21 protein-coding genes are annotated in these 22,147 nt (G+C 72.8%); 12 read left to right on the top strand and 9 right to left on the bottom strand.

Going from position 1 to position 22,147, the window contains the following annotated elements; all coding sequences use genetic code 11:
• Window positions 1-49 precede the first annotated feature (49 nt).
• Window positions 50-739 carry a histidine phosphatase family protein gene (locus BX283_RS23505; RefSeq protein ID WP_101389500.1) on the bottom strand — a complete coding sequence of 230 codons (690 nt, stop codon included), beginning with the start codon at window positions 737-739 and terminating at the stop codon, window positions 50-52.
• Window positions 736-2,058 carry a glutamate-1-semialdehyde 2,1-aminomutase gene (hemL, locus tag BX283_RS23500; RefSeq protein ID WP_101389499.1) on the bottom strand — a complete coding sequence of 441 codons (1,323 nt, stop codon included), beginning with the start codon at window positions 2,056-2,058 and terminating at the stop codon, window positions 736-738. The genes BX283_RS23505 and hemL overlap by 4 nt, the downstream gene beginning before the upstream one ends.
• Before the next feature lie 142 nt (window positions 2,059-2,200).
• Here hemL and BX283_RS23495 point away from each other — a divergent pair, with 142 nt between their 5' ends.
• The gene (locus BX283_RS23495) at window positions 2,201-2,782 is read left to right on the top strand and encodes a hypothetical protein (protein WP_101389498.1); all 582 of its coding nucleotides are present in this window, start codon (window positions 2,201-2,203) and stop codon (window positions 2,780-2,782) included.
• A gap of 58 nt (window positions 2,783-2,840) precedes the next feature.
• Here BX283_RS23495 and BX283_RS23490 read toward each other — a convergent pair whose 3' ends face one another.
• A complete protein-coding gene (locus BX283_RS23490) occupies window positions 2,841-3,077 on the bottom strand; it encodes a hypothetical protein (protein ID WP_101389497.1) in 237 nt (78 codons plus the stop codon).
• Window positions 3,074-5,731 carry a DNRLRE domain-containing protein gene (locus BX283_RS23485; RefSeq protein WP_101389496.1) on the bottom strand — a complete coding sequence of 886 codons (2,658 nt, stop codon included), beginning with the start codon at window positions 5,729-5,731 and terminating at the stop codon, window positions 3,074-3,076. Before BX283_RS23485 ends, BX283_RS23490 begins: the two co-directional genes overlap by 4 nt.
• Before the next feature lie 276 nt (window positions 5,732-6,007).
• On the opposite strand from BX283_RS23485, the gene BX283_RS23480 reads away from it, so the two are divergent.
• From BX283_RS23480 to BX283_RS23455, 6 genes are all read left to right on the top strand, one after another.
• Window positions 6,008-6,403 (top strand): molybdopterin-binding protein, encoded by a 396-nt coding sequence (locus BX283_RS23480; RefSeq protein ID WP_101389495.1) that lies wholly within the window; start codon window positions 6,008-6,010, stop codon window positions 6,401-6,403.
• Window positions 6,404-6,543: 140 nt separating this feature from the next.
• On the top strand, window positions 6,544-7,347 hold the full coding sequence (gene modA, locus BX283_RS23475; protein WP_101389494.1) for a molybdate ABC transporter substrate-binding protein: 804 nt from the start codon (window positions 6,544-6,546) through the stop codon (window positions 7,345-7,347).
• 77 nt (window positions 7,348-7,424) lie between these two features.
• Entirely contained in the window at window positions 7,425-9,401 is a 1,977-nt protein-coding gene (locus BX283_RS23470) for an ABC transporter permease (RefSeq protein WP_101389493.1), read from the top strand.
• 141 nt (window positions 9,402-9,542) lie between these two features.
• The gene (locus BX283_RS23465; protein ID WP_101392535.1) at window positions 9,543-9,905 is read left to right on the top strand and encodes a helix-turn-helix transcriptional regulator; all 363 of its coding nucleotides are present in this window, start codon (window positions 9,543-9,545) and stop codon (window positions 9,903-9,905) included.
• Window positions 9,889-12,549: an HAD-IC family P-type ATPase gene (locus tag BX283_RS23460; protein ID WP_257583637.1), complete on the top strand. Its 2,661-nt coding sequence runs from the start codon at window positions 9,889-9,891 to the stop codon at window positions 12,547-12,549. The genes BX283_RS23465 and BX283_RS23460 overlap by 17 nt, the downstream gene beginning before the upstream one ends.
• Before the next feature lie 411 nt (window positions 12,550-12,960).
• A complete protein-coding gene (locus BX283_RS23455) occupies window positions 12,961-13,512 on the top strand; it encodes a GNAT family N-acetyltransferase (RefSeq protein ID WP_101389491.1) in 552 nt (183 codons plus the stop codon).
• Window positions 13,513-13,539: 27 nt separating this feature from the next.
• Here BX283_RS23455 and BX283_RS23450 read toward each other — a convergent pair whose 3' ends face one another.
• Complete coding sequence (locus tag BX283_RS23450; protein WP_101389490.1) at window positions 13,540-13,971, bottom strand: GNAT family N-acetyltransferase; 432 nt, start codon at window positions 13,969-13,971, stop codon at window positions 13,540-13,542.
• A 228-nt stretch (window positions 13,972-14,199) separates the two neighbouring features.
• Here BX283_RS23450 and BX283_RS23445 point away from each other — a divergent pair, with 228 nt between their 5' ends.
• The gene (locus BX283_RS23445) at window positions 14,200-14,976 is read left to right on the top strand and encodes a phosphodiesterase (protein ID WP_180357235.1); all 777 of its coding nucleotides are present in this window, start codon (window positions 14,200-14,202) and stop codon (window positions 14,974-14,976) included.
• Between the two features lie 148 nt (window positions 14,977-15,124).
• Window positions 15,125-15,874: a Mut7-C RNAse domain-containing protein gene (locus BX283_RS23440; protein WP_101389488.1), complete on the top strand. Its 750-nt coding sequence runs from the start codon at window positions 15,125-15,127 to the stop codon at window positions 15,872-15,874.
• Window positions 15,875-15,907: 33 nt separating this feature from the next.
• On the opposite strand, the gene BX283_RS23435 is transcribed toward BX283_RS23440, so the two are convergent.
• Together BX283_RS23435 and BX283_RS23430 are read right to left on the bottom strand one after the other, a co-directional pair.
• Window positions 15,908-16,387, bottom strand: a complete 480-nt coding sequence (locus BX283_RS23435) for a MarR family winged helix-turn-helix transcriptional regulator (RefSeq protein WP_101389487.1) — start codon at window positions 16,385-16,387, stop codon at window positions 15,908-15,910.
• A 101-nt stretch (window positions 16,388-16,488) separates the two neighbouring features.
• On the bottom strand, window positions 16,489-17,067 hold the full coding sequence (locus tag BX283_RS23430; RefSeq protein WP_101389486.1) for a TetR/AcrR family transcriptional regulator: 579 nt from the start codon (window positions 17,065-17,067) through the stop codon (window positions 16,489-16,491).
• Between the two features lie 101 nt (window positions 17,068-17,168).
• On the opposite strand from BX283_RS23430, the gene BX283_RS23425 reads away from it, so the two are divergent.
• Complete coding sequence (locus tag BX283_RS23425) at window positions 17,169-18,659, top strand: FAD-dependent oxidoreductase (RefSeq protein WP_101389485.1); 1,491 nt, start codon at window positions 17,169-17,171, stop codon at window positions 18,657-18,659.
• 57 nt (window positions 18,660-18,716) lie between these two features.
• Here the strand turns inward: BX283_RS23425 and BX283_RS23420 are convergent, their stop codons facing one another.
• Window positions 18,717-19,190 (bottom strand): hypothetical protein, encoded by a 474-nt coding sequence (locus BX283_RS23420; protein WP_257583636.1) that lies wholly within the window; start codon window positions 19,188-19,190, stop codon window positions 18,717-18,719.
• A 322-nt stretch (window positions 19,191-19,512) separates the two neighbouring features.
• Here BX283_RS23420 and BX283_RS23415 point away from each other — a divergent pair, with 322 nt between their 5' ends.
• Window positions 19,513-19,848, top strand: a complete 336-nt coding sequence (locus BX283_RS23415; protein ID WP_101389484.1) for a YnfA family protein — start codon at window positions 19,513-19,515, stop codon at window positions 19,846-19,848.
• Window positions 19,849-19,951: 103 nt separating this feature from the next.
• The gene (locus tag BX283_RS23410) at window positions 19,952-20,716 is read left to right on the top strand and encodes an SDR family NAD(P)-dependent oxidoreductase (protein WP_101389483.1); all 765 of its coding nucleotides are present in this window, start codon (window positions 19,952-19,954) and stop codon (window positions 20,714-20,716) included.
• A 92-nt stretch (window positions 20,717-20,808) separates the two neighbouring features.
• On the opposite strand, the gene BX283_RS23405 is transcribed toward BX283_RS23410, so the two are convergent.
• Window positions 20,809-22,002, bottom strand: coding sequence for an RtcB family protein (locus BX283_RS23405; protein WP_101389482.1), 1,194 nt, complete (start codon window positions 22,000-22,002; stop codon window positions 20,809-20,811).
• Window positions 22,003-22,147 lie beyond the last annotated feature (145 nt).

Raw genomic sequence — 22,147 nt, 5'->3', positions numbered from 1 at the left:
GGGCGGGCGGGTGCGGGCCGACCCACGGCCCGCGCCCGCCCGTCGGGGCTCAGGCGCCGAAGGCCTTCGCCTTCCCCTTCACCGGCTTCGCCCCTGCGAGGAGATGCGCCGGGACCAGGTCGCGGGCCGGCTCGCTGTAGCCCACCGAGACGATCTTGTCGCCCCGGTACGTGAACGAGGTCAGCGAGGCGAGCGTGCACTGCCGCTTGCGCGGGTCGTGCCACAGCCGCCGCCGCTCCACGAACGAGCGCACGGTCCAGATCGGCAGTTGGTGGCTGACAAGCACCGCCTCATGGCCGCGGGCCGCGTCGCGGGCCGCGTCGAGGGCGCCCATCATGCGGACGACCTGCTCGACGTACGGCTCGCCCCAGGACGGGCGGAACGGGTTGGTGAGGTGCTTCCAGTTGGCGGGCTTGCGCAGGGCGCCGTCACCGACGCCGAAGGTCTTGCCCTCGAAGACGTTGCCCGCCTCGATCAGCCGCTCGTCGGTGCCGAGGTCGAGCCCGTGCGCCTTGGCGATCGGGGTGGCCGTCTCCTGGGCGCGCTCCAGCGGGGACGCCACCACGTGCGTGATGTCGCGGCCCGCAAGGTGCTCGGCGACCCGGTCGGCCATCTGGCGGCCGAGCTCGGAGAGGTGGTACCCGGCGCGGCGGCCGTAGAGCACGCCGTCGGGGTTGTGGACCTCACCGTGGCGCATAAGGTGCACGACGGTGATGTCCTCGGTGGGGTTCTCGCTCATGCGGTGGCCTCCGCTGCGGCACGGGCGGCGGCGGGCAGCGCGGCCGCGACACGCTCGATCGCGCGCTCGTCGTGGGCGGTCGAGACGAACCAGGACTCGAAGGCGGACGGCGGCAGGTAGACGCCGTTCGCCAGCATCGCGTGGAAGAAGGCGGTGAAGCGGAAGGCTTCCTGCTTCTTCGCGTCCTCGTAGTCGCGCACTTCCCTGGAGGTGAAGAAGACGGAGAACATGTTGCTCGCCGTCTGGAGCCGGTGGGCGACGCCCTCCTTGGTCAGGGCGGCCGTGACCAGCCCCTGGATCTCCTTCGACACCGCGTCGACCTTCTCGTACGCGGCGTCGTCGAGCAGCCGCAGCTGGGCGAGGCCCGCGGCGGTGGCGACCGGGTTCCCGGAGAGGGTGCCCGCCTGGTAGACGGGTCCGGCCGGGGCGAGGTGGGCCATCACGTCGGCGCGGCCGCCGAAGGCCGCGGCGGGGAAGCCGCCGCCCATGACCTTGCCGAAGGTCATGAGATCGGGCTTCACGCCGTCGACGCCGTACCAGCCGGCCTTCGAGGTCCGGAAGCCGGTCATGACCTCGTCGGAGATGAACAGCGCGCCGTTCTTGGCGCAGGCGGCCTTGAGACCGGCGTTGAAGCCGTCCGCCGGGGGCACGACGCCCATGTTGCCGGGCGAGGCCTCCGTGATCACACAGGCGATCTCGCCGGGGTGCGCGTGGAAGGCCGCGTGCACCGCCTCCAGATCGTTGTACGGGAGCACGATCGTGTCGCCGGCCTGGGCGCCGGTGACGCCCGGGGTGTCCGGCAGCCCGAACGTGGCCACGCCGGAACCGGCGGCGGCCAGCAGCGCGTCGACATGACCGTGGTAGCAACCGGCGAACTTGATCACCTTGGCGCGGCCGGTGAAGCCGCGGGCGAGCCGGATCGCGGACATGGTCGCCTCGGTGCCCGAGGACACCAGGCGGACCTGCTCGACGGGCTCGATCCGGGCGACGATCTCCTCGGCGAGCGCGACCTCGCCCTCACCGGGCGTACCGAACGAGGTGCCGCGCGCGACGGCCTCCTGCACGGCGGCGATCACATCCGGGTGCGAGTGCCCGAGGATCATCGGACCCCAGGAACACACCAGGTCGACGTACTCGCGCCCGTCGGCGTCGGTCAGATAGGGCCCCTTGCCGGACACCATGAACCGGGGCGTACCGCCCACGGCCCGGAAGGCACGGACGGGGGAGTTCACGCCGCCGGGCGTCACGAGGGACGCGCGGTCGAATAGCGTCTGCGAAACTGGGGCGTCGTATTCGTACGGATAGCTCACACAGGCCATGGTGGCAGAGGCCCGGACGTTCTTGCGGACAGGTGTTTCACCGCACCCCGGTGGGGGAGGTCACTGACACGATGATCGGGTTGCGCGGCGGGGGTCGCGCCGTCTACAAAGCAGTCGGGCTACAAGCAATCGGGTGAAAGATATGCATCGCGGTGGCGGACTGGGCGAGGGGACCGATGACCGGGGTCCCGAGCGCGCCCGTCGGCGGGGACGGCACCGGCGCGACGCGGAGGAACGGATCGAACGGATCGACCGCGTCACGGGTCCGGGAAACGGGAGTGGCCGAGTGGGGGTGACCTACAAGTACTTCGGCGCGCCCGACGGAGCCACCGCGGCCCGGGTGCCGATCTCGATGCGCCCCGAGGAGCTCGGCGGCGACGAGCTCGGCATGGGCGGCATGTTCACCAAGATCAAGCCGGAGACGGTCGCCGCGATGGTCCTCACCGGCATCCAGGGCATACCGCTGCACAAGGTCCCCCCGCTGGAGCTGGTCGTCCTCCACCCCGACTACGCGGTGGTCAAGCTCCCGATGACGGTCGTGGACCCGCTGCGGGGCGTGGGCGAGGAGACGGTGGGCGCGGCGGCCTTCATCTGGTCCACGGTCCCGGACCGCGGCGGCCCGCGCGACGCGTTCAACGTGTACCAGCTGCTGCACGAGTGGCAGGACTTTTCCATCCGGCTGCATGAGGCCGGGCATCAGCCTTACTGCCTGGTGTGGCCGTAAGGGGCGCCACCGGCTCCCGGTAGCGCCCCCCTTCACGCGGCCTCCGCCGCCGCGCCCCTCAGTCCCGCTTCCTCCGGGTCGCGGACCCGGTGATCCGCTCCCCCGCCCGCAGCCGCGTGCTCGCCGCTCCGGCCGCGCCGCCGAGCAGCGGGGACAGCCACGTCGGCGCCCCCAGGGCGATGCAGAGCAGGGCCACGCCGGTCAGGACTGCCAGGAGGAGGGTCAGGTCGACCGCCGCCGCCCGGCGGTTTCCCGGCTCGCCCGACCAGCCCAGGAGCGCTCGTCCCCGGCTCATGACAGCTGGCCCATCAGGCAACCCGCCACCGCGACCGACACATAGCCCCACGGGCCGCCCGCGAACTTGACCATCCGCAGGCCCGCCCTCGCGCGTTGGATGTTGACCGAGACGTGGTGGGACTGGACCGGGACGTACGCGGCCAGGGCTCCCACTCCGCACTTCTTCGCCGCGCTCTTGACCTTCTTGCCGATCCGCTTCCAGTTCCAGCTGAACGGGTTCCACCAGGGGTCGGCCACGACCGGGAACGCCGTCGTCGCGTCGAAGGAGACCGTCTGGATCAGCGTGTCGCCCTCCACCCGGTACGACGTCTGGACCGGCCTGCCCGTCGCGTCCTTCGCCCACGGCGCGTTGATCGGGGCCACCGGCTCGTCCGGGTTCGCCGGGACGATCACCACCGAGCCGTCCGGCTCCTGGCGCAGCTTCGCGCCTGGCGGGAGCTCCACCGGGACGCGGTACTCGCGGGGCGCCTGGGCGTTCTTGATGATCTGGAGCGTACGGCTGCCGCCCTCCAGGGTGGGCTGGACGACCGTGTCGACCGGCGACGCCGGGTCGGCGTGCACCACGCTGCCGTTGACGTTCACGCCGCGCCGCACCAGGGGGGCGCCCGAGCCGATGCCCACCGCAGCGATGTCGTCGGGCTTCACCTCAATCCTGCCGTTCGCGTCCCACGGGACGGTGACCGTGCCCGTCGCCGTCTCCGCGACCGCGGCGAAGGCGGAGGTGCCCGTCGTCGCCGGAGCCACGTCCGCCGCCTCCAGCGCCGCGTTCGCCGCGCCGTACGCGTCGATCGCCGCGCCCGGCTTCCACGTCGTGTCCACGGTGAACGTCACGGGGTCCGACCAGCCGTTGGCGTAGTGCTGGCGGTCGTAGGTCGTCGTACGGAAGGTGTACGCGCGGCCGGTGGCCAGCTTGCCCGCCGGGACCTTCGCCGACGCGGTCGAACCGGAGCGTACGAACGGGGAGTTGAAGAGGGCCACCACCTCGCCCGTCGCCTTGTCCGTCACCTCGAAGGTGCCCTGGACCTCGTCGTCCTCGTTCACGTCCTGTGTCGTGAACCTCAGCGTCGGGGTCAGGCTGTTGACCTTGTAGACGCCGCCCTCGCTGTAGAAGGGCGTGCCCGCCTGGAGGTTGGTGCCCGTCTTCGGGCGGTAGTTGAAGGTGACCGTGAGCTGCGGGATCTTGTCCTCGGTGGCCTCCGAGGAGTAGAAGCGCTTCCAGCCGTACGTGTCCGACTCGTCCGCCGCCTTGAGCGCCACCGAACCCGTCGCCGCCTTCGCGCTCGCCCAGGTCCTTGCGAGCTCGGTGACGTCCGCGCTCACCCAGCCCGCGTTGCCGCAGGCGGTGCCGCGGGTCTCCGTCGAGGTCGCCATCTTCTGCTTGAGCGCGGGCTGCCTGGTCCAGCGGCTGCCCGTGTCGGCCGGGTCGGCCGCCCACACCTCCCAGCCGCGCTTCTCGCACGACCAGGAGTGGTAGTTGTACAGCGCCAGCTTGGCGTCGGTGACCAGGGCGTCCGCGAACTGGCCGGTCTCCCAGGTGATGAAGGAGCGCGCGGTGCGCTTGGTGGTGCCCGCGTGGTCACCGGGCCAGCCCAGCTTGAGGTCGGTGGAGGCCGACTGGTCGGTGGTGTCGCCGCCCTGCACGAACGTGTCGAACAGGATGGAGAGCGTGTCGGTGGCCGGGTCGATCGTCACCGGGTACCGCGTCGCCGGGTCGGCGAGGAACTTGGCGTCCGGGGTGAGCCGCAGCTCGACCGTGTCGCCGTCCTGCGCGACCGTCATCGGCACCCGCTGCGTACGGACGCGTTCGCCGGAGCGCTTGTCGACCCGCGCGTCCCACATCACCGGCGCGGGCATGGTGGCGACGCGCTCGCCGCTCTCGCGGTCGGTGAACGCCACGGACCCGTCCGCCTGCTGAGCGGCCGTCAGGCCCGGGATGCGCAGCGGCAGCGTCATCGGCGCGGCGCCGTCGGCGGGCCGCTCCTTGAGGTTCAGATACTGCTCGAAGCCGGTACGGGTGGCGTCGACGACCAGGTCGGCGCCGGGCACGGCGTCGGGGTAGGTGGCCCGGGGGCCGTCCAGGACCGGCGCGGGCAGCCCGCCCTTCCACTGGACACCGATCTTCCGGTTGCCCGCGCCGAGGGTGATCAGATCGCGCGCGGCCGAGGCCGGGGCCTGGGCCGCGGCCTTCGCCGACCGGGCCCTGGCCCCGCCGGGACCGGCAAGCCGCAGCTCACCGGGGTGCGCCTCGGCCTCCACCGCACCATCCGAGCGCCGGTTCAGCGTGGCGTCCACGTCGACCCACTTGCCGTTCCGCAGCAGCCGTACGGGCCCGCCGCTCAGCGTGGTGGTGAGCGTGCCCTCCGGGTTCGCCCAGGTCGTGGACGTCTCGGTCCTGCGGTCCAGGACCTCCACCCGACGGCCGTACACCTGCGCGGCGAGCAGCGCCGACTCGGCCGTGACGGCTTCCTTCACCGGCGGTCCGACGGGGTTCTTCGCCCGTACGGCATCGAGCAGTTCGGCCTGTGTGGCGGCTCCCTCCACCCCGCCCTCGTCGGCCACGGCGGGGGCGGCCGCCCCGAGCAGGGCGAGTGCGGTGAGCGCGGAGATCCCGCCCGCGGCAACGGATCTGGAACGCCTGCGGCGTAGCGACATGCACGGTCCTCGTGATCACGATCCGCCCCCTGAGCGCCCGTCGGCCGCCCGAGGACGCGCGGAGGGGAGGACAGCAGGACAAGATCCAGTTTCAACTACCGAGCAAGATCCAAGCGTAAGTAAAGCAATGGTAAACAGGGACTAAAGTCCCCTGCCGCAGGGCCGGTCGTCCCGGGTCACGCCCCCTGGAGGTTCCTCCATCAGGCATCGCATCTGCGATGTACATACGCCCAAAGCTTCTGTAAATGCGGGCTGAACTGGCCTATCTTGTCGCATATGCAGTCCTACACGATCGGCCAGGCCGCCCGTCTGCTCGGGGTCAGCCCCGACACCGCCCGCCGCTGGGCGGACGCGGGCCGCGTCGCCACCCACCGCGACGACAGCGGCCGCCGTCTCATCGACGGCCGCGACCTGGCCGCCTTCTCCGTCGAGGTCGCCCAGAGCGGCACCGGCGAGGACGACGTCTCCTACACCTCCGCCCGCAACGCCTTCCCGGGCATCGTCACCGCCGTGAAGCTCGGCGACGTCGCCGCCCAGGTCGAGATCCAGGCCGGTCCGCACCGGCTGGTCTCGCTGCTCACCCGGGAGGCCGTCGAGGAGCTGAGGCTCGAAGTCGGCATGCAGGCCACCGCCCGCGTGAAGTCGACCAGCGTGCACATCGACCGCGCTTGATACGCACCGCTCAACAGCACACCGCTCAGGACGCACCCGCTCAGGGACGTTCCCGTACGTCCCCGTAGTACGTCCACGTCCACGTTCCCGGCGGCGTCGCCGTCACCGGCGCGGCTCAGCATCCAAGGAGATCCGCCCCCATGGCCCCCTTCCTCACCCGGCGCCGCGCCGCGGCCGCCGTCGTCACCGCCGCCCTGCTCGTCCCCCTCGCCGCCTGCGGCAAGGACGACGACAAGAAGAACGACCCGGGTACCGCGAAGAGTTCCACCGGCGCGCCGGCGGCCAGGCTCACGGTCCTCGCCGCCGCCTCGCTCACCGACGTCTTCAAGACGGCGGGCGCCGCGTACGAGAAGGCGCACCCGGGCACCAAGGTGACGTTCTCCTTCGCCGGGTCGCAGGAGCTCGCCGCCCAGGTCAAGCAGGGCGCCCCCGCCGACGCCCTGGTCACCGCCGACAACAAGACCATGGACGGGCTCAAGGCGGACACCGGCGCCGCCACCGTCATCGCCAGGAACCGGCTGGTCATCGCGACCGGCAAGGGCAACCCCAAGAAGGTCGGCGCGCTCACGGACCTCGCCGACACCAAGCTGAAGGTCGTGCTCGCCGCGCCCGAGGTGCCGGTCGGCCGCTACAGCAAGAAGGTCCTGGACGCGCAGAAGATCACGGTCAAGCCGGTCTCGCAGGAGCCGAACGTACGGGCCGTCCTCACCAAGGTCGAGCTCGGCGAGGCCGACGCGGGCATCGTCTACAAGACGGACGCCGCCGGCGCGACCGGCAAGGTCGACGCCGTGGAGATCCCGGACGCGCAGAACGCGGTGGCCCAGTACCCGGCCGCCACCCTGAAGTCCACCAAGAACGCCGACGCGGCGGCCGCGTTCGTGCGGTGGCTCAGCGGCCCCGAGGCGCAGAAGATCCTCCAGGACGCGGGCTTCCAGAAGCCGTAACCCCCCTGCCGGGGCCGCCCGTTGCGCACGGGGGGCGAAACGTCGGCCCCGCACCACCAGGAAGCCGCGGTCACGCCATGAAGAACAGCAGCCGGTCGCACCGCTGGAGCCCGGGCGCCCGCTCCCGCGGCCTGCGCGCCCCCGTCACCCTCCTGGTGCCCGCCCTGCTCGCCGTGGCGTTCCTGCTGATGCCGCTGATCGGCATCCTGGCCCGCACCTCCTGGAGCGACCTCGGTACGCATCTCAGCAGCCCCGGCGTCACCGAGGCGCTGAAGCTGTCCCTGCTCGTCTCGTTCTGGGCGCTCGGCCTGTCCCTCGTGCTGGGGGTGCCGCTGGCGTGGCTCCTCGCGCGCGTGGACTTCCCCGGCAAGGCGCTGGTGCGTTCGCTGGTACTGCTGCCGATGGTGCTGCCGCCGACCGTCGGCGGTGTGGCGCTGCTGCTCGGCTTCGGGCGGCGCGGGCTCCTCGGGCCGTGGCTGGAGGACACCTTCGGCATCACGCTGCCCTTCCACACCTCCGGCGCGGTCGTCGCCGCCACCTTCGTGGCGATGCCGTTCCTGGTGATCAGCCTGGAGGGCGCGCTCGGCGGGCTGCGCCCCCGCTACGAGGAGACCGCGGCCTCCCTCGGCGCCTCCCCGTTCCGGGTGTTCCTGACGGTCACGCTGCCGATGGTCGCGCCCGGGCTGGTCGCCGGGGCCGCGCTGACGTGGGCGCGCGCGCTGGGCGAGTTCGGCGCCACGATCACCTTCGCGGGCAACCTCCCCGGCACCACCCAGACCCTCCCCCTCCAGGTCTATCTGCTGCTCCAGAACTCCCCCGAGGCCGCGACCTCCGTCTCCCTGCTGCTGCTCGCCATCGCGATGGCGGTCCTGGTGGCCCTGCGCGGCCGCTGGACGGGCGGCGGAACACGTTCCGTATCCGTACTCCGTACGGAAGACAGCGGTACGGAACGGAGCCGCGCGGACGAGTCCGACGAGCCCGCGCCCGCCGACGCCCCCAAGTCCCCCGCCCCCGCCGGAAGCTGGGCGCTGCACGCCGAGGTCAGCGGGTTCACCCAGCTGACCCTGGACGCCGCCCCCGGCACCACCATCGCCGTTGTCGGCGAGAACGGCGCGGGCAAGACCACCCTCCTGCGCGCCCTGCTCGGCCTCACCCCACGCGCGCGTGCCGCACTGCGCCTCGGCGACCAGGACGTCACCGATCTCGCGCCGCACCGGCGCGGGGTCGCCTGGGTGCCGCAGGACGGCGCGCTGTTCCCGCACCTGACGGCGCTCGCCAACACGGCGTACGGGCTGCGCGCCCAGGGCGTCGCGCGCGCCGAGGCCCGACGGGAGGCGCAGGCGTGGCTCGACCGGCTCGGGGTGGGCCGCCTCGCCCAGCGCCGACCTAGCCAGCTCTCCGGCGGGCAGGCCCAGCGGGTCGCGCTGGCCCGGGCGCTGGCGGCCCGGCCCCGGCTGCTCCTGCTCGACGAGCCGCTCGCGGCCCTCGACCAGACGACCCGCGCGCGCGTGCGCCACACCCTGCGCACCCACCTCGACGGCTTCGGCGGGGTCTGCCTGATCGTCACCCACGACCCGGTCGAGGCGGTGTCGCTGGCGGACCGCGTCCTGGTGCTCGACGGCGGCCGCGCCCTCCAGGACGCGCCGCCCGCCGAGGTGACCCGCCACCCGCGCTCCCCGTGGGTGGCCCGGATGCTCGGCCGCAACGCCTGGCCGGGCGAGGCCGGGGCGGACGGGCTCGCGCTGCCCGGCGGCGGCCGGATCGTCGCGGCCGAGCAACTGCCCGCCGGCAGCCGCGCGTTGGCGATCATCGCGCCGGAGTCGGTCTCGGTCCACCGCGACCGGCCCGGCGGCAGCCCCCGCAACACCTGGCCCGGCACGGTCCGCGAGATCACCGCGACCGGCAGCCGGCTGCGCGTCCTGATCGGCTCGCCCGACGCCCCGGACCTGGTCGCGGAGATCACCCCGCAGGCGGCGGCCGAGCTGCGGCTCGCGGAGGGCGTGGCGGTCTGGTCGAGCGTGAAGGCGACGGAGGTCACGCTCGTACCGCTGTAGCCCGAGGCCTTCCCCAGGTCAGGGGCGATGTCAGTGGCCGCCCCTAGACTGGCCGCCTGACTTCATCGCGTACGTGACGTGCTCACGCGGGCACGTACGTACGTACGGAACGGACACGGGCAGGAGGCGCCGGTGAAGAAGCTGACCAGCTCGTCGGGCGACGCGTCCGCCGACCCGTCCGCCGAGGTGCTCGGCGAGGCCGCCGGGGTCTTCGGGCTGCTCGCCTCGCCCGCGCGGCTGCACATCGTCTGGGCGCTCAGCCACGGCGAGTCGGACGTGACCGGGCTCGCCGAGCGCGTCGGCGGGGCGCTGCCCGCCGTCAGCCAGCACCTGGCGAAGCTGAAGCTCGCCGGGCTCGTCCGCTCCCGCCGGGAAGGCCGCCGGGTGGTCTACCTGGTGGACGACCCGGAGGTGGCCGAGCTGGTGCGCTGGCTCGTGGCGCGCCTGGGCGACCGGCGCGGGGCGGGTGCGACTCCAGGACTCGTCCGTGACCTGGGCGCCTGAGCGGCGGACCCCGCTACAGGTGTTGCGCGCGCTCGAATCCGGGCCGCGCGGACTGCTTGAGTCCGAGGCCGACGCCCGCCTCGCGCGCGACGGCGAGAACGTACCGCCCACCCGGCGCACCCCGTCCTGGCCGTTGCGGCTCGTGCGAAGCCTGCGGGACCCGTTCACGGCGGTGCTCGCCTCGCTCGCCGTGGTGTCGGCGCTGGTCGCGGCGTGGGGCACGGCGGCCGTCATCGCGGTCCTGGTGGCGGTGAGCTGCGTCCTGCGGGCGGCGGGCGAGTACCGGGCGGACCGCTCGGCGGCCGGGCTGCGCGAGCTGGTGGCGACCACGGCGACCGTGGTGCGCCGGGCGGGCCCAAACGCGGACCCGGCGCCGCGCGAGATCCCGGTGGACCAGGTGGTGGTGGGCGATGTGGTCCGGCTCGGGCCGGGCGACCTGGTCCCGGCGGATCTGCGGCTGCTGCGCGCGACCGGACTGACGATGCATCAGGCGGCACTGACGGGCGAGTCGGCCCCGGTGCGCAAACACCCGGCCGACGAACCGTCCCCGGACGGGAGCGGCTTCGACCGCCCGGAGCTGTGCTTCCAGGGCAGCAGTGTGGCCTGCGGAAGCGGTACGGGAGTGGTCGTCGCGACCGGCGCGGACACGCGGTTCGCGGCGGCGTACGGCGGGGACGGGGCGGTGCGGGGGGCGGCCCGCGGGTCGGTCCGCGGGTCGGTCCGCGGGTCGGTCCGCCGGTCAGTCCGTGGGGCGGTTCGGGGGTCGGCCCGTGGGTCGGCGGCGCGCGGCAAGGTGCGCGGAGGTGACCGCCGTACGACCGCCTTCGACCGTTCCGTGTACGGCATCTCCTGGATCCTGATCAGATTCCTGCTGCTCACGCCGCCGCTCGTCCTGATGGCCAACGCGGCGCTGCGCGGGCGGGGCCTGGAGACCCTGCCGTTCGCCGTGGCGGTGGCCGTCGGGCTGACCCCCGAGATGCTGCCGGTGATCGTCACCACGGCGCTGGCCCGCGGCGCGGCCGCCCTAGCCCGTACGCACGAGGTGATCGTCAAACGGCTGCCCGCGCTGCACGACCTGGGCGCCGTCGACGTCGTCTGCGTCGACAAGACGGGCACGCTCACCCAGGACCGCCCGGTCCTCGACTGCGCCCTCGACGCGTCCGGCGCCGAGGACCCGGACGTCCTGCGCTGGGCGGCCGCCAACAGCCTGTGGACGCTCCAGCTCGCCGAGGTGCCCGCCGCCGACGCCCTCGACGAGGCCCTCCTCGACGCCGCCGAGCAGCGGCTGCCCGGCGGGCTCGACGCGCTGGAGCACGACCCCGTCGCGGCCCTCCCCTTCGACCCGGTGCGCCGCCTGTCCACCGCCGTGGTCCGCACCCCGGACCGCCTCGGCAGCCACACCCTGATCGTCAAGGGCGCGGTCGAGGAGGTCCTGGACCGGTGCGCGCTCGGCGCGGGGGAGCGCTCCCGTATCACCGCGCTCGCCGCCGCCCGCGCCGACGACGGGCTGCGGGTGCTGGCGGTGGCGCTCGGCGAACGGCCCGCGCGGACGCGCGCGTACACGGCGGCCGACGAGCGCGGGCTCACCTTCGTCGGCCTGGTCGGGCTGCGCGACGCGACCGCCGAGACGGCCGCCGCCGCGCTGACCGCGCTGGCCCGCAGCGGCGTCGAGGTCAAAGTCCTCACCGGCGACCACCCGGGGACGGCCGCGCGCGCGTGCCGGGAGCTGGGGCTGGCGCCGGGGGAGGTGGTGACGGCCGACGAGTTCGACGGCCTGTCGGATGTCGCTCTGTCCGAACTGGCCGCCCGCACCACGGTGTTCGCCCGCTGCGCGCCCGAACAGAAGGCCCGGATCGTACGGGTGCTGCGCGAACGCGGCCATGTCACCGGCTTCCTGGGCGACGGCGTCAACGACCTGCCCGCGCTGCGCGCCTCGGACGTCGGGATCTGCCCGCGCGACGCGGTGGACGTGGCGCGGGAGGCGGCGGACGTGGTGCTCGCGGCGAAGGACCTCACGTCCCTGGACCACGCGATCGCGGCGGGCCGCCGGGCGGGCGGCACGATAGCGGGCTACCTGCGGATCACTCTCTCCTCCAACTTCGGCAACGTGATAGCGATGCTGACGGCGGGGCTGCTGCTGCCGTTCCTGCCGATGCTCCCGGCGCAGGTCCTGGTGCAGAACCTGTGCTTCGACGCGGCGCAGCTGGCGTTCGCGTACGACCGCCAGGACCCGGCGGCCCTGCGCCGCCCGCTGCGGCTGCGCCCGCGCGAGGTGCTGCGCTTCGTCACGGGCTTCGGCCTCCTCAACGCCGCCGCCGACCTCGCGACGTTCGCGGTACTGGCGTGGGCGGTACGGGCGGGCAGCGACGCGGAGGGGCAGGCGTCGTTCCACGCCGGGTGGTTCACGGAGAACCTGCTCACGCAGGCGCTGGTGATGGTGCTGCTGCGGGCGGGCCGGGGCGCGCGGGGGCCGGTCCCCGTGGCGGCGTGCGGGCTCGCGGCGGCGGGGCTGCTGCTGCCGGTGACGCCGGTGGGGGCGGGGCTGGGGATGGCGCCGCTGCCGGGGGTGTATTACCCGTTGGTGGGGGTGGTGTTGGGGTTGTATGCGGGGGGATTGGGCTGGTGCGGCCGGGCCCACCGGTGATTTTTGCCCCTCCCCGCCCCGTTCCCTTAACCCTCCGGGGGTGGGTGGGGGTGGAGGTGGCGCTCCCGGGCCCCGCTTCGGGGCCGCGCCCCGGATCCCGTTCGTCTGCGGGCCGTCCCCAACTGGTCGCGCAGTTCCCCACGCCCCTAAAAATGCCGCTCCGCGGCAATCCCCTGGGCGCCCCGCAGGGGCGCGTCTCAGGGGCGCGGGGAACTGCGCGAGCAACCGACCACGGTCCGCAGACAAACACCGGCCCATTAAGGGGCGCGGGGAACTGCGCGACCAGCCCACCACACACCCGCAGACAACCCCCGGGCCATTAAGGGGCGCAGCCCCCACCCGGCCGCCCGCCGGAGGGCTTACGGGAAGGGGCGGGGCGGGGATGTCACACCCCCCACCTACAGTCGCCCCATGGACACCGTCACCCTCACCCCCTGGTCCAACAACGACCTCCCCCTCCTCCACCACTCCAACTCCCCCGCTATGACCGCCCACACCGGCGGCCCGGAGGACGAGGAGAAGCTGACGGCCCGCCAGCAGCGGTACGTCGCGCTGAGCCGACGCGACGCCACCGAGGGCCGGATGTTCCGCGTCTCCCTCACGGGAACGGACGAGGCCGTCGGCTCGGTCGGGTACTGGCCGCGCGAGTGGCAGGGCAGGGAGGTGTACGAGACGGGGTACGGGATCCTCCCGGAGTTCCAGGGCCGCGGGCTCGCCGTCGCCGCGATCGTGGCGGTCGCGCAGGCCGCACGGGAGGCGGGCGGCCCTCGCGAGCTGCACGCCTACCCCTCCGTCGACCACGCCGCCTCGAACGCCGTCCTCCGCAAGGCCGGCTTCCGCCTCCTGGGCGAGGTCGAGTTCGAGTACCCGCCGGGCCACCTGCTCAGGTCCAACGACTGGTGCCTCGACCTGGAAGAGCGCCCGCTCGGGGAGCAGCCCCTCGACCAGGACACCGTCAACTAGGGCACCATCAGCTCAGCCAGGACACCATCAGCCCAGCTTCTTGTCGAAGTTGAACGCCGTGACCGCCATCCGCTCCCGGAAGTAGAAGCGGTGCGCATCCGTCCGGTGCGTACCGGAGTCCAGGTTCAGCGACGTGCACCCGGCGCCGCGCGCGATCTCCTCGACGTGGGCGAGGAGCGCGTGGCCCACGCCCCGCGACCGCGCCCCCTCGGCCGTCACCAGGTCGTCCACGTACAGCTTGCGCACCGCAACCGTGGTGGCGACGATCCGCCACCCGGCCGCGCCCACGCACACCCCGTCCTCGCCGTACGCGGCGGAGAAGCGCAGCCCCTGCCCGTACCCCTCGGCGTAGATCTCACCGAAGAGCTCCTCGGTGAGGTGCGGGCGCAGCTCGCGCAGGACCGGCAGCAGGTCGTTCACCAGGCGCGGGTCGCCCGGCTCAAGGTCGATGATCTTCATCGGAGCACTGTAGGCGCGCCGCCCGCCAGGAGACCAGCGCCGCCGCAGGACCGGGCCACCGACCCGGGATCGGCTCTTGTCCGTACCGCCGGGCACCCCCTAGAGTCCTAGAGCCCTAATGGAAGCGAGCGGCTAAACCATTAGCCCGCACGCTTCCCCAGGTAGCTCACCAAGTAGTTCACCAAGTGGCCCACCGCCACGCGAACCAGGTCAACCAGGGGGATTTCCGTGCTGCTTGCCCACATCAGCGATCTGCACCTCGACGGGGGCGCGCGAGCCGCCGAACGCGCCGCGCGGGTCGTCACGTACATCAACGCGATGACCCGCCGCCCGGACGCCGTCCTGGTCACCGGCGACATCGCGGACCACGGCGCCCCGGCCGAGTACGCCGAGGCCGCCGACCTGCTCGCCCGTATCGACGCACCCGTCCTCACCTGCCCCGGCAACCACGACGACCGCGCCGCGTACCGCAAGGGCCTGCTCGACCTGCCGGGCGAGCCGGGCGGCACGGCCCCGGACCCGTACGCACCGGTCAACCGCCTGCACCGGGTGGGCGATTACGCGATCCTGATGTGCGACTCGACGATCCCCGGCGAGGACGGCGGCGCCCTGGAGGACACCACCCTGGAGTGGCTGGCCCGTACGCTCGAGGCGCTCGGCGACACCCCGGCGCTGGTCGCCTTCCACCACCCGCCGACCGTGATCCACCACGAGTACCTGGACTCGATCAACCTCTCCGACGCCGACCGGCTGGCCGAGCTCCTGGCGGGGCGCACCCAGGTGCCCGCCGTACTCGTCGGCCACGCCCACACCTCCGCCGCGACCACCTTCGCCGGGCTGCCGCTGCTGATCGCGCCGGGCGTGACGTCGACGCTGCGGATGCCGTGGGAGACCGGAGAGGACCTGGTCAACATCGTTTCGCCGCCCGGCCTCGCCTTCCACGTCCTCGACGAGGACCGGCGGATCACGACCCACTTCCGGGTCGTGGAGCGCCCCTCCGAGTAACCCCGCGCCACGACGGGACACGAAGGCCCACCGGAACGACCCACTTGACCGGCGGGCCTTCCACCTGCCCGGTCCACCGCCCCGGTCCACCGCCCCGGCCCGCCCAAATACATGGCTCCGGCCCCGCCCCCGATGGCATCCTGGCGTCGTGAACGGACCGGAGATCCACTGTCGATTCGCCCCCGAGCTGCACCTCTTCGTCCCGGCGGAGCGCCGCGCGGGGCGCACGGCCGTGGTCACGGACGGCTCGTCCACGCTCGGCCACGTCGTCGAGTCGCTCGGCGTCCCGCTGACCGAGGTCGGCCGGCTGCTCGTCGACGGCCACGAGGTCCCCGTCTCGCACATCCCGCGCGCGGACGAGAGCGTCGAGGTGCGCGCCGTCGAGCGCCCCCAGCAGGTCCCCGGCGCCCCGCTCCGCTTCCTCCTCGACGTCCATCTGGGCACGCTGGCCCGCCGGTTGCGGCTCCTCGGCGTCGACGCGGCGTACGAGAGCGAGGACATCGGCGACCCCGCGCTCGCCACGCTCTCCGCGACCGAACAGCGCGTACTGCTCTCCCGGGACCGTGGGCTGCTGCGGCGCCGCGAGCTCTGGGCGGGCGCGTACGTGTACAGCCACCGCCCCGAGGAGCAACTCCGGGACGTACTGGAGCGGTTCGCTCCGGTCCTCGCCCCGTGGACCCGCTGCACCGCCTGCAACGCGCCGCTCCAGGAGGCCGACAAGGACTCCGTCCGCGAGCTCCTGGAACACGGGACGCGCAGCGCGTACGACGTCTTCGCCCAGTGCACGGCGTGCGAGCGCGTCTACTGGCGCGGCGCCCACCACGCCCGCCTGGAGGCGATCGTCGAGGACGCGATGGCGGAGTTCGGCGGGACGGCGACGGGCACAGGTCGACAGTGACGCCTCGTCAGAGCCCCTGCGTAACCTGCCCGTTCAGAACTGCCCGCTCCTGAGCCGCTCGATCTGCGCCCCGGAGAGCTCCACCGTCCGTCGCATATGGGCGATGAGCAGCTCGATCTCGCCGTCGTCGTACGCGTCGAACATGGTGAACCACGCCCCGTTCAGCTTCCCCCACACCGCACCCAGCTCGGCCATCCGCGCGGGCACGGCCTCGACCAGGACCTTGCGCCGGTCCGCCGTGTCGCGCCTGCGCGTGACGTATCCGGCCTTCTCCAGGCGGTCGACGAGCCGCGTGGCCGACCCGGTGGTGAGCCCGGTCAGCTCCGCGATCCGCCCCGTGGTGACGGGTCCGGGTTCCAGGCCCAGCAGGTTGAGGCACTGGAGGTCGGTGGGGTGCAGCCGCAGATGGTCCGCGAGCGCCTGGTTGAACAGGGCGTACGAGGCCATGTAGCGGCGCGACTCGACGCCGAGCTCGGTCATGAGACGGGCCCGGCCGTCCTTCTTCTGCGGCATGCAGAGATTGTACGACGCAGGGGTCTACGACGGGAGCCGACCCGCCGCACTCCGTCACACGCGTGGCGGCGTACGGCTTACGGCTTACGCGATCGGCGGCGTCAGGGCGTCTCCGCCGTGAGATAGCGCTGCACGGTCGGCGCGAGCCAGGCGACCACCTCCTCGCGGGTCATCTCCACGGCGGGCGGGAACTTCAGCACGTACCGCGCCAGCGCCATCCCGAGGATCTGCGAGGCGGCCAGGGCCGCGCGGCGCGGCGCGTCGGCGGGATCGGGGCAGATCCCGGCCGCGATCGGCCCCAGCTGGTCGCCGAGGACGGCCCGCATCCGCTCGGCCCCGGCGGCGTTGGTGACGCCGACGCGCAGCATCGCGGTCAGCACGTCGTCGCCCTCCCACCGGTCGAGGAAGTGGGTGACGAGGACGGCCCCGATGTGCTTGTCCGGCAGCGCGCCCACGTCCGGGAGGCGCAGGTCGAGTTCGGAGGCGGCGGCGAACAGGCCCTCCTTGTTCCCGTAGTAGCGCATCACCATCGACGGGTCGATGCCCGCGTCACGCGCTATGGCGCGGATGGTCGCGCGCTCGTAGCCATCGGCCGCGAAGCGCTCGCGGGCGGCTTCGAGGATCGCGGCCTTGGTGGCGTCGGAGCGGCGGGGGCCGGCGGTGGGGGCGTCGGTTGTCATGTCAACAACTGTAGGCCAACAAGTGTTGACATGCCAGCCCCGGCGGCTCTACATTTGCCAACAAGCGTTGACCAACAAGCGTTGGCATCGAGGAGGTCGCCATGAACAGCACCACCACCTTTTCCGGCACCGCCGATGTGCTCGTCGTGGGCGCGGGCCCAACCGGCCTGCTGCTCGCGGGGGACCTCGCGGCGGCGGGCCTGAGCGTCACACTGATAGAGCGCCGTCCGCGCGGTACGAGCACGATGACGCGCGCCTTCGGTGTCCACGCCCGCACGCTGGAGCTGCTCGACGCCCGGGGCCTGGCGGACGAGCTCGTCGCCACCGGCACGACGGTCGACCGGATGAACGCGTTCCGCCACCTCTCCCTCGACCTCGGCCGCCTGCGCTCGCGCTTCCCGTATCTGCTGGTGACACCGCAGTACGAGGTGGAGCACCTCCTCGAACGCCGGGCGCGGGAGGCGGGGGTGGAGTTCCGCCACGAGACGGAGCTGCTGGGCCTGCGGCAGGACGCGGACGGGGTGACCGCCGAGATAGGGGGAGTCGGGGGCGGCGACGCCGAGTGCTCCCTCCACGCCCGCTACCTCGTCGGCGCCGACGGCGTGCGCAGCGCCGTGCGCCACGCCCTGGACCTGCCCTTCCCCGGCACCTCGGTGATCCGCTCCATCGTGCTGGCCGATGTGAAGCTCGCCGAGGAGCCCGCCGGATCGCTCAGCGTGGCGGGCTCGGACGAGGCGTTCGCCTTCATCGTCCCCTTCGGGGACGGCTACTACCGGGTGATGGGGTGGAACCGGAAGCACCAGGTCCCCGACAGCGCCCCCATCGACCTCGACGACGTCCGCGAGATCACCCGCCAGGCCCTGGGCACGGATTACGGAATGCACGACGCCCGCTGGCTCTCGCGCTTCCACAGCGACGAGCGCCAGGTCCCCCGCTACCGGACGGGCCGTGTCTTCCTCGCGGGCGACGCCGCGCACTGCCACTCCCCCGCAGGGGGACAGGGCCTCAACACCGGCATCCAGGACGCCGCCAACCTGTCCTGGAAGCTCGCCGCCGTCCTGCGCGGCGCCACCGGCGAGCCCGAGGCGCTGCTCGACAGCTACCACGAGGAGCGGCACCCCGTCGGCGCGGCGGTGCTGCGCACCAGCGGCGCGATCGTCCGCCTCGCCATGGCGCACAACCCCGTGCAGCGCACGGCCCGTTCTCTCGTGACCCGCCTGCTGAACGGGGTGCGCCCCGCGCGGGACAAGGCGATGGGCCGGATCAGCGGCATCGGGATCGCCTACCCGGCCGGGCGCGACGCCCACCGCCTCACCGGGACCCGCGTCCCCGACCTGGCGCTGGCGGAGGGCCGCCTGTACGAGCTGCTGCGCGAGGGCGAGTTCGTCCTGGTGACGCCCGCCGTGGAAGACGCAGCACCCGGGCGGCGGCTCATACGGGCGCGCTGGAACGGCGCCCGCCGCACCACGCTCCTGATCCGCCCCGACGGGTATGTGGCGTGGGCGAGCGAGACCCCGGACGCCACCGCCCTCGAAGAGGCCCTGCACCGCTGGACGGGCGAGCGGGGGACTGTCGCGGCGCGGCAGCCGTAACCGGCAGAGGCCCAAGACCTCAGTCATGACCGGCACACGCCCCGGCATCCCACGCACTCAGTACGCGTACTTGTCCCCCGTGGCAGGCGCCAGCACCCGGTGCGTGTTGTTGCCCGGGTTGCGGTCGCCCGCGCCACCGCTCCAGGAGGTGTTGATGTTCACGACGACCTCGGCCGGGCTGCCCGCGACCCGCAGGTCAAGGGCGATCGGCCGCCCCGCCCCGGCGGCCCGCATCTCGCCCGTGGAGCAGAGCACGGTCTCCGGACTGCCGCGCAGGCACCCCGGAGGCAGCTGCTCGGTGCCGTCGAGCGGCGCGGAGAACCGCAGGCGGACGGTGGCGTCCGGTACGGCGGCGGGCCCGTGGTTCGACGGCTCGACCCACACGCCGACGCGCCCGGCCCAGAGGGAGACGTGCCCGTGGTAGGCGAGATCGGCCTCGGCGCCGGGCGCGACCGGAGCGACCGGAGCGACCGGAGCGACCGGAGCGACCGTGGCACCCCCGACAGGCCCGCCGACCACATCCGTACCCACACCCGTATCCCCCGGCACCGCACCGCTCGCGGGCGCGGGTGCGGGCCCCGCCCCGAAGCCCATCCGCCCCACGGGATCACCCACACCACCGTGGGCGACCCCACCATGAGCCACCCCGGCCGACAGCCCGCACACCGCGACCAGCACAGCGACGCCCCCCACCGAGAACCCGGTGAAACCGGTAAACCACCTGAACCGCTTCAGCCCCCTACGCATCCCACGCATCCCACAGATCCCAGCCATGCCCGAAAGATACCTTTAGCGGCTTATATTCACGGGTCGCCACCCCGACGCGTCCCCCTCCGCGTGCAACGCTGTCCGCATGCTCGTCGCCCGCTCCGTGCTCCTGTTCCTCCTCGCCGCCGTCTTCGAGATCGGCGGGGCCTGGCTCGTCTGGCAGGGCGTCAAGGAGCACCGGGGCTGGATCTGGATCGGCGCGGGGGTGATCGCGCTCGGCGTGTACGGGTTCGTGGCGACCCTCCAGCCGGACGTCGAGTTCGGCCGGATCCTGGCCGCGTACGGCGGGGTGTTCGTCGCGGGCTCGCTGGCCTGGGGCATGGTCGCCGACGGCTACCGCCCGGACCGCTGGGACGTCACGGGCGCGTTGATCTGCCTGGCCGGCATGGCGGTCATCGTGTACGCGCCGCGCGGCCGCTGAAGGCAGCGCAGCCGCGCCCGGCAGCGGGAGACCTCGGCACCCGCCCCGCACCCCGCCCGGCCTATCCTGACCGCATTCCGATCATTCGCGCGAGGAGTACGCCATGACCGCCACCGGGACCCCCATCGCCGTCGTCACGGGCGCGAGCAGCGGTATCGGCGCCGCCACCGCGCGGCAACTGGCCGCCGCCGGCTACCGCGTGGTGCTCACCGCGCGCCGCAAGGACCGTATCGAGGCGCTGGCCGCCGAGATCAACGAAGCGGGCCACCAGGCCACGGCGTACGCCCTCGACGTCACCGACCGCGCAGCCGTGGACGCCTTCGCGAGCGCCTTCCGCACCATCGGCGTCCTCGTCAACAACGCGGGCGGCGCGCTCGGCGCCGACCCCGTCGCCACCGGCGACCCGGCCGACTGGCGCCAGATGTACGAGACGAACGTCATCGGCACGCTCAACGTCACCCAGGCCCTGCTCCCCGCGCTCGACGCGTCCGGCGACGGCACGGTGGTCGTCCTGTCGTCGACGGCGGGCCACGGCACCTACGAGGGCGGCGCGGGCTATGTCGCCGCGAAGAACGGCGCCCGGGTCATCGCCGAGACCCTGCGCCTGGAGATCGTGGGCCGCCCGGTCCGCGTGATCGAGATCGCGCCCGGCATGGTGAAGACGGAGGAGTTCGCCACGACCCGCTTCCGCGGCGACAACGAGAAGGCAGCGAAGGTCTACGCGGGCGTGGCGGAACCCCTGACGGCCGACGACGTGGCGGAAACGATCACCTGGGCGGTCACCCGCCCCCCGCACGTCAACATCGACCTCCTGGTGGTCCGCCCCCGCGCCCAGGCCTCCAACACGAAGGTCCACCGGGAGCTGTAGCCCGCAGGCACCACGGCCGAGGGGCGTCGGACCACTGCCCGACGCCCCTGCCCCCTCAGCCCTTCAGCGCCCCGGGCGTCCCAGCGCGCGCCTCAGCCCTTCACGCAGACGACCTGCTTCAGCTTGGCCACGACCTCCACCAGGTCCCGCTGCTGGTCGATGACCTTCTCGATCGGCTTGTACGCGCCCGGGATCTCGTCCACGACACCGGAGTCCTTACGGCACTCCACGCCCCGCGTCTGCTCCTCCAGGTCGCGCGTGGTGAACTTCCGCTTCGCCGCGTTCCGGCTCATCTTGCGGCCCGCGCCGTGCGAGGCGGAGTTGAAGGACGCCGCGTTCCCGAGGCCCTTCACGATGTACGAGCCGGTGCCCATCGAACCCGGGATGATCCCGTAGTCCCCGGACCCGGCGCGGATCGCGCCCTTACGGGTGACCAGCAGGTCCATGCCGTCGTACCGCTCCTCCGCCACGTAGTTGTGGTGGCAGCTGATCACCGGCTCGAAGGTCACCTTCGCCTTCTTGAACTCCTTCCGGACCACGTCCTGGAAGAGCGCCATCATGATCGCGCGGTTGTACTTCGCGTACTCCTGCGCCCAGAACAGATCGTTCCGGTACGCCGCCATCTGCGGGGTGTCCGCGATGAACACCGCCAGGTCGCGGTCGACCAGGCCCTGGTTGTGCGGAAGCTTCTGGGCCTCGCCGATGTGGAAGTCGGCGAGCTCCTTGCCGATGTTGCGGGACCCGGAGTGCAGCATCAGCCAGACCGAACCCGACTCGTCGAGGCAGAACTCGACAAAGTGATTCCCGGATCCGAGCGTTCCCATCTGCTTTACGGCTCGATCGTGACGGAACTTGACCGCATCCGCGATCCCCCCGAACCGCCCCCAGAAGTCGTCCCACCCCGCCGTCGCGAAGCCGTGGAAGCGGGTCGGGTCCACGGCGTCGTCGTGCATTCCGCGGCCGACCGGGATGGCCTCTTCGATCTTGGAGCGGAGGCGGGAGAGGTCGCCCGGGAGGTCGTTCGCGGTCAGGGACGTCTTGACCGCGGACATGCCGCAGCCGATGTCGACCCCGACCGCCGCCGGGCAGACCGCGCCGTGCATGGCGATGACCGAGCCCACGGTCGCGCCCTTGCCGTAGTGGACGTCCGGCATCACGGCCAGGCCCTTGATCCACGGCAGCGTGGCGACGTTGCGCAGCTGCTGCATCGCGCCGTCCTCGACCGTCGCCGGGTCCGCCCACATCCGGATCGGGACCTGCGCGCCCGGTACCTCTACATACGACATAATTCCTCGTTCCCCCGAGTCTCCCGAGTCTCCACAGTCACCCCAGTTGGGTGATTTGACTGGTTTTCCCGAAACATCCCTTTGCGTCATCATGCGCCTGGTGCGCAAAAACCGTCACCAAAGACCACAAACAGGACAGTGGACC

Origin of the sequence: Streptomyces sp. TLI_146 (genome assembly GCF_002846415.1) — a bacterium.
Classification (GTDB): Bacteria; Actinomycetota; Actinomycetes; order Streptomycetales; family Streptomycetaceae; genus Streptomyces.
Note: the sequence above shows the minus strand (reverse complement) of the source record. Positions and strands in the feature narration are given on the sequence as shown.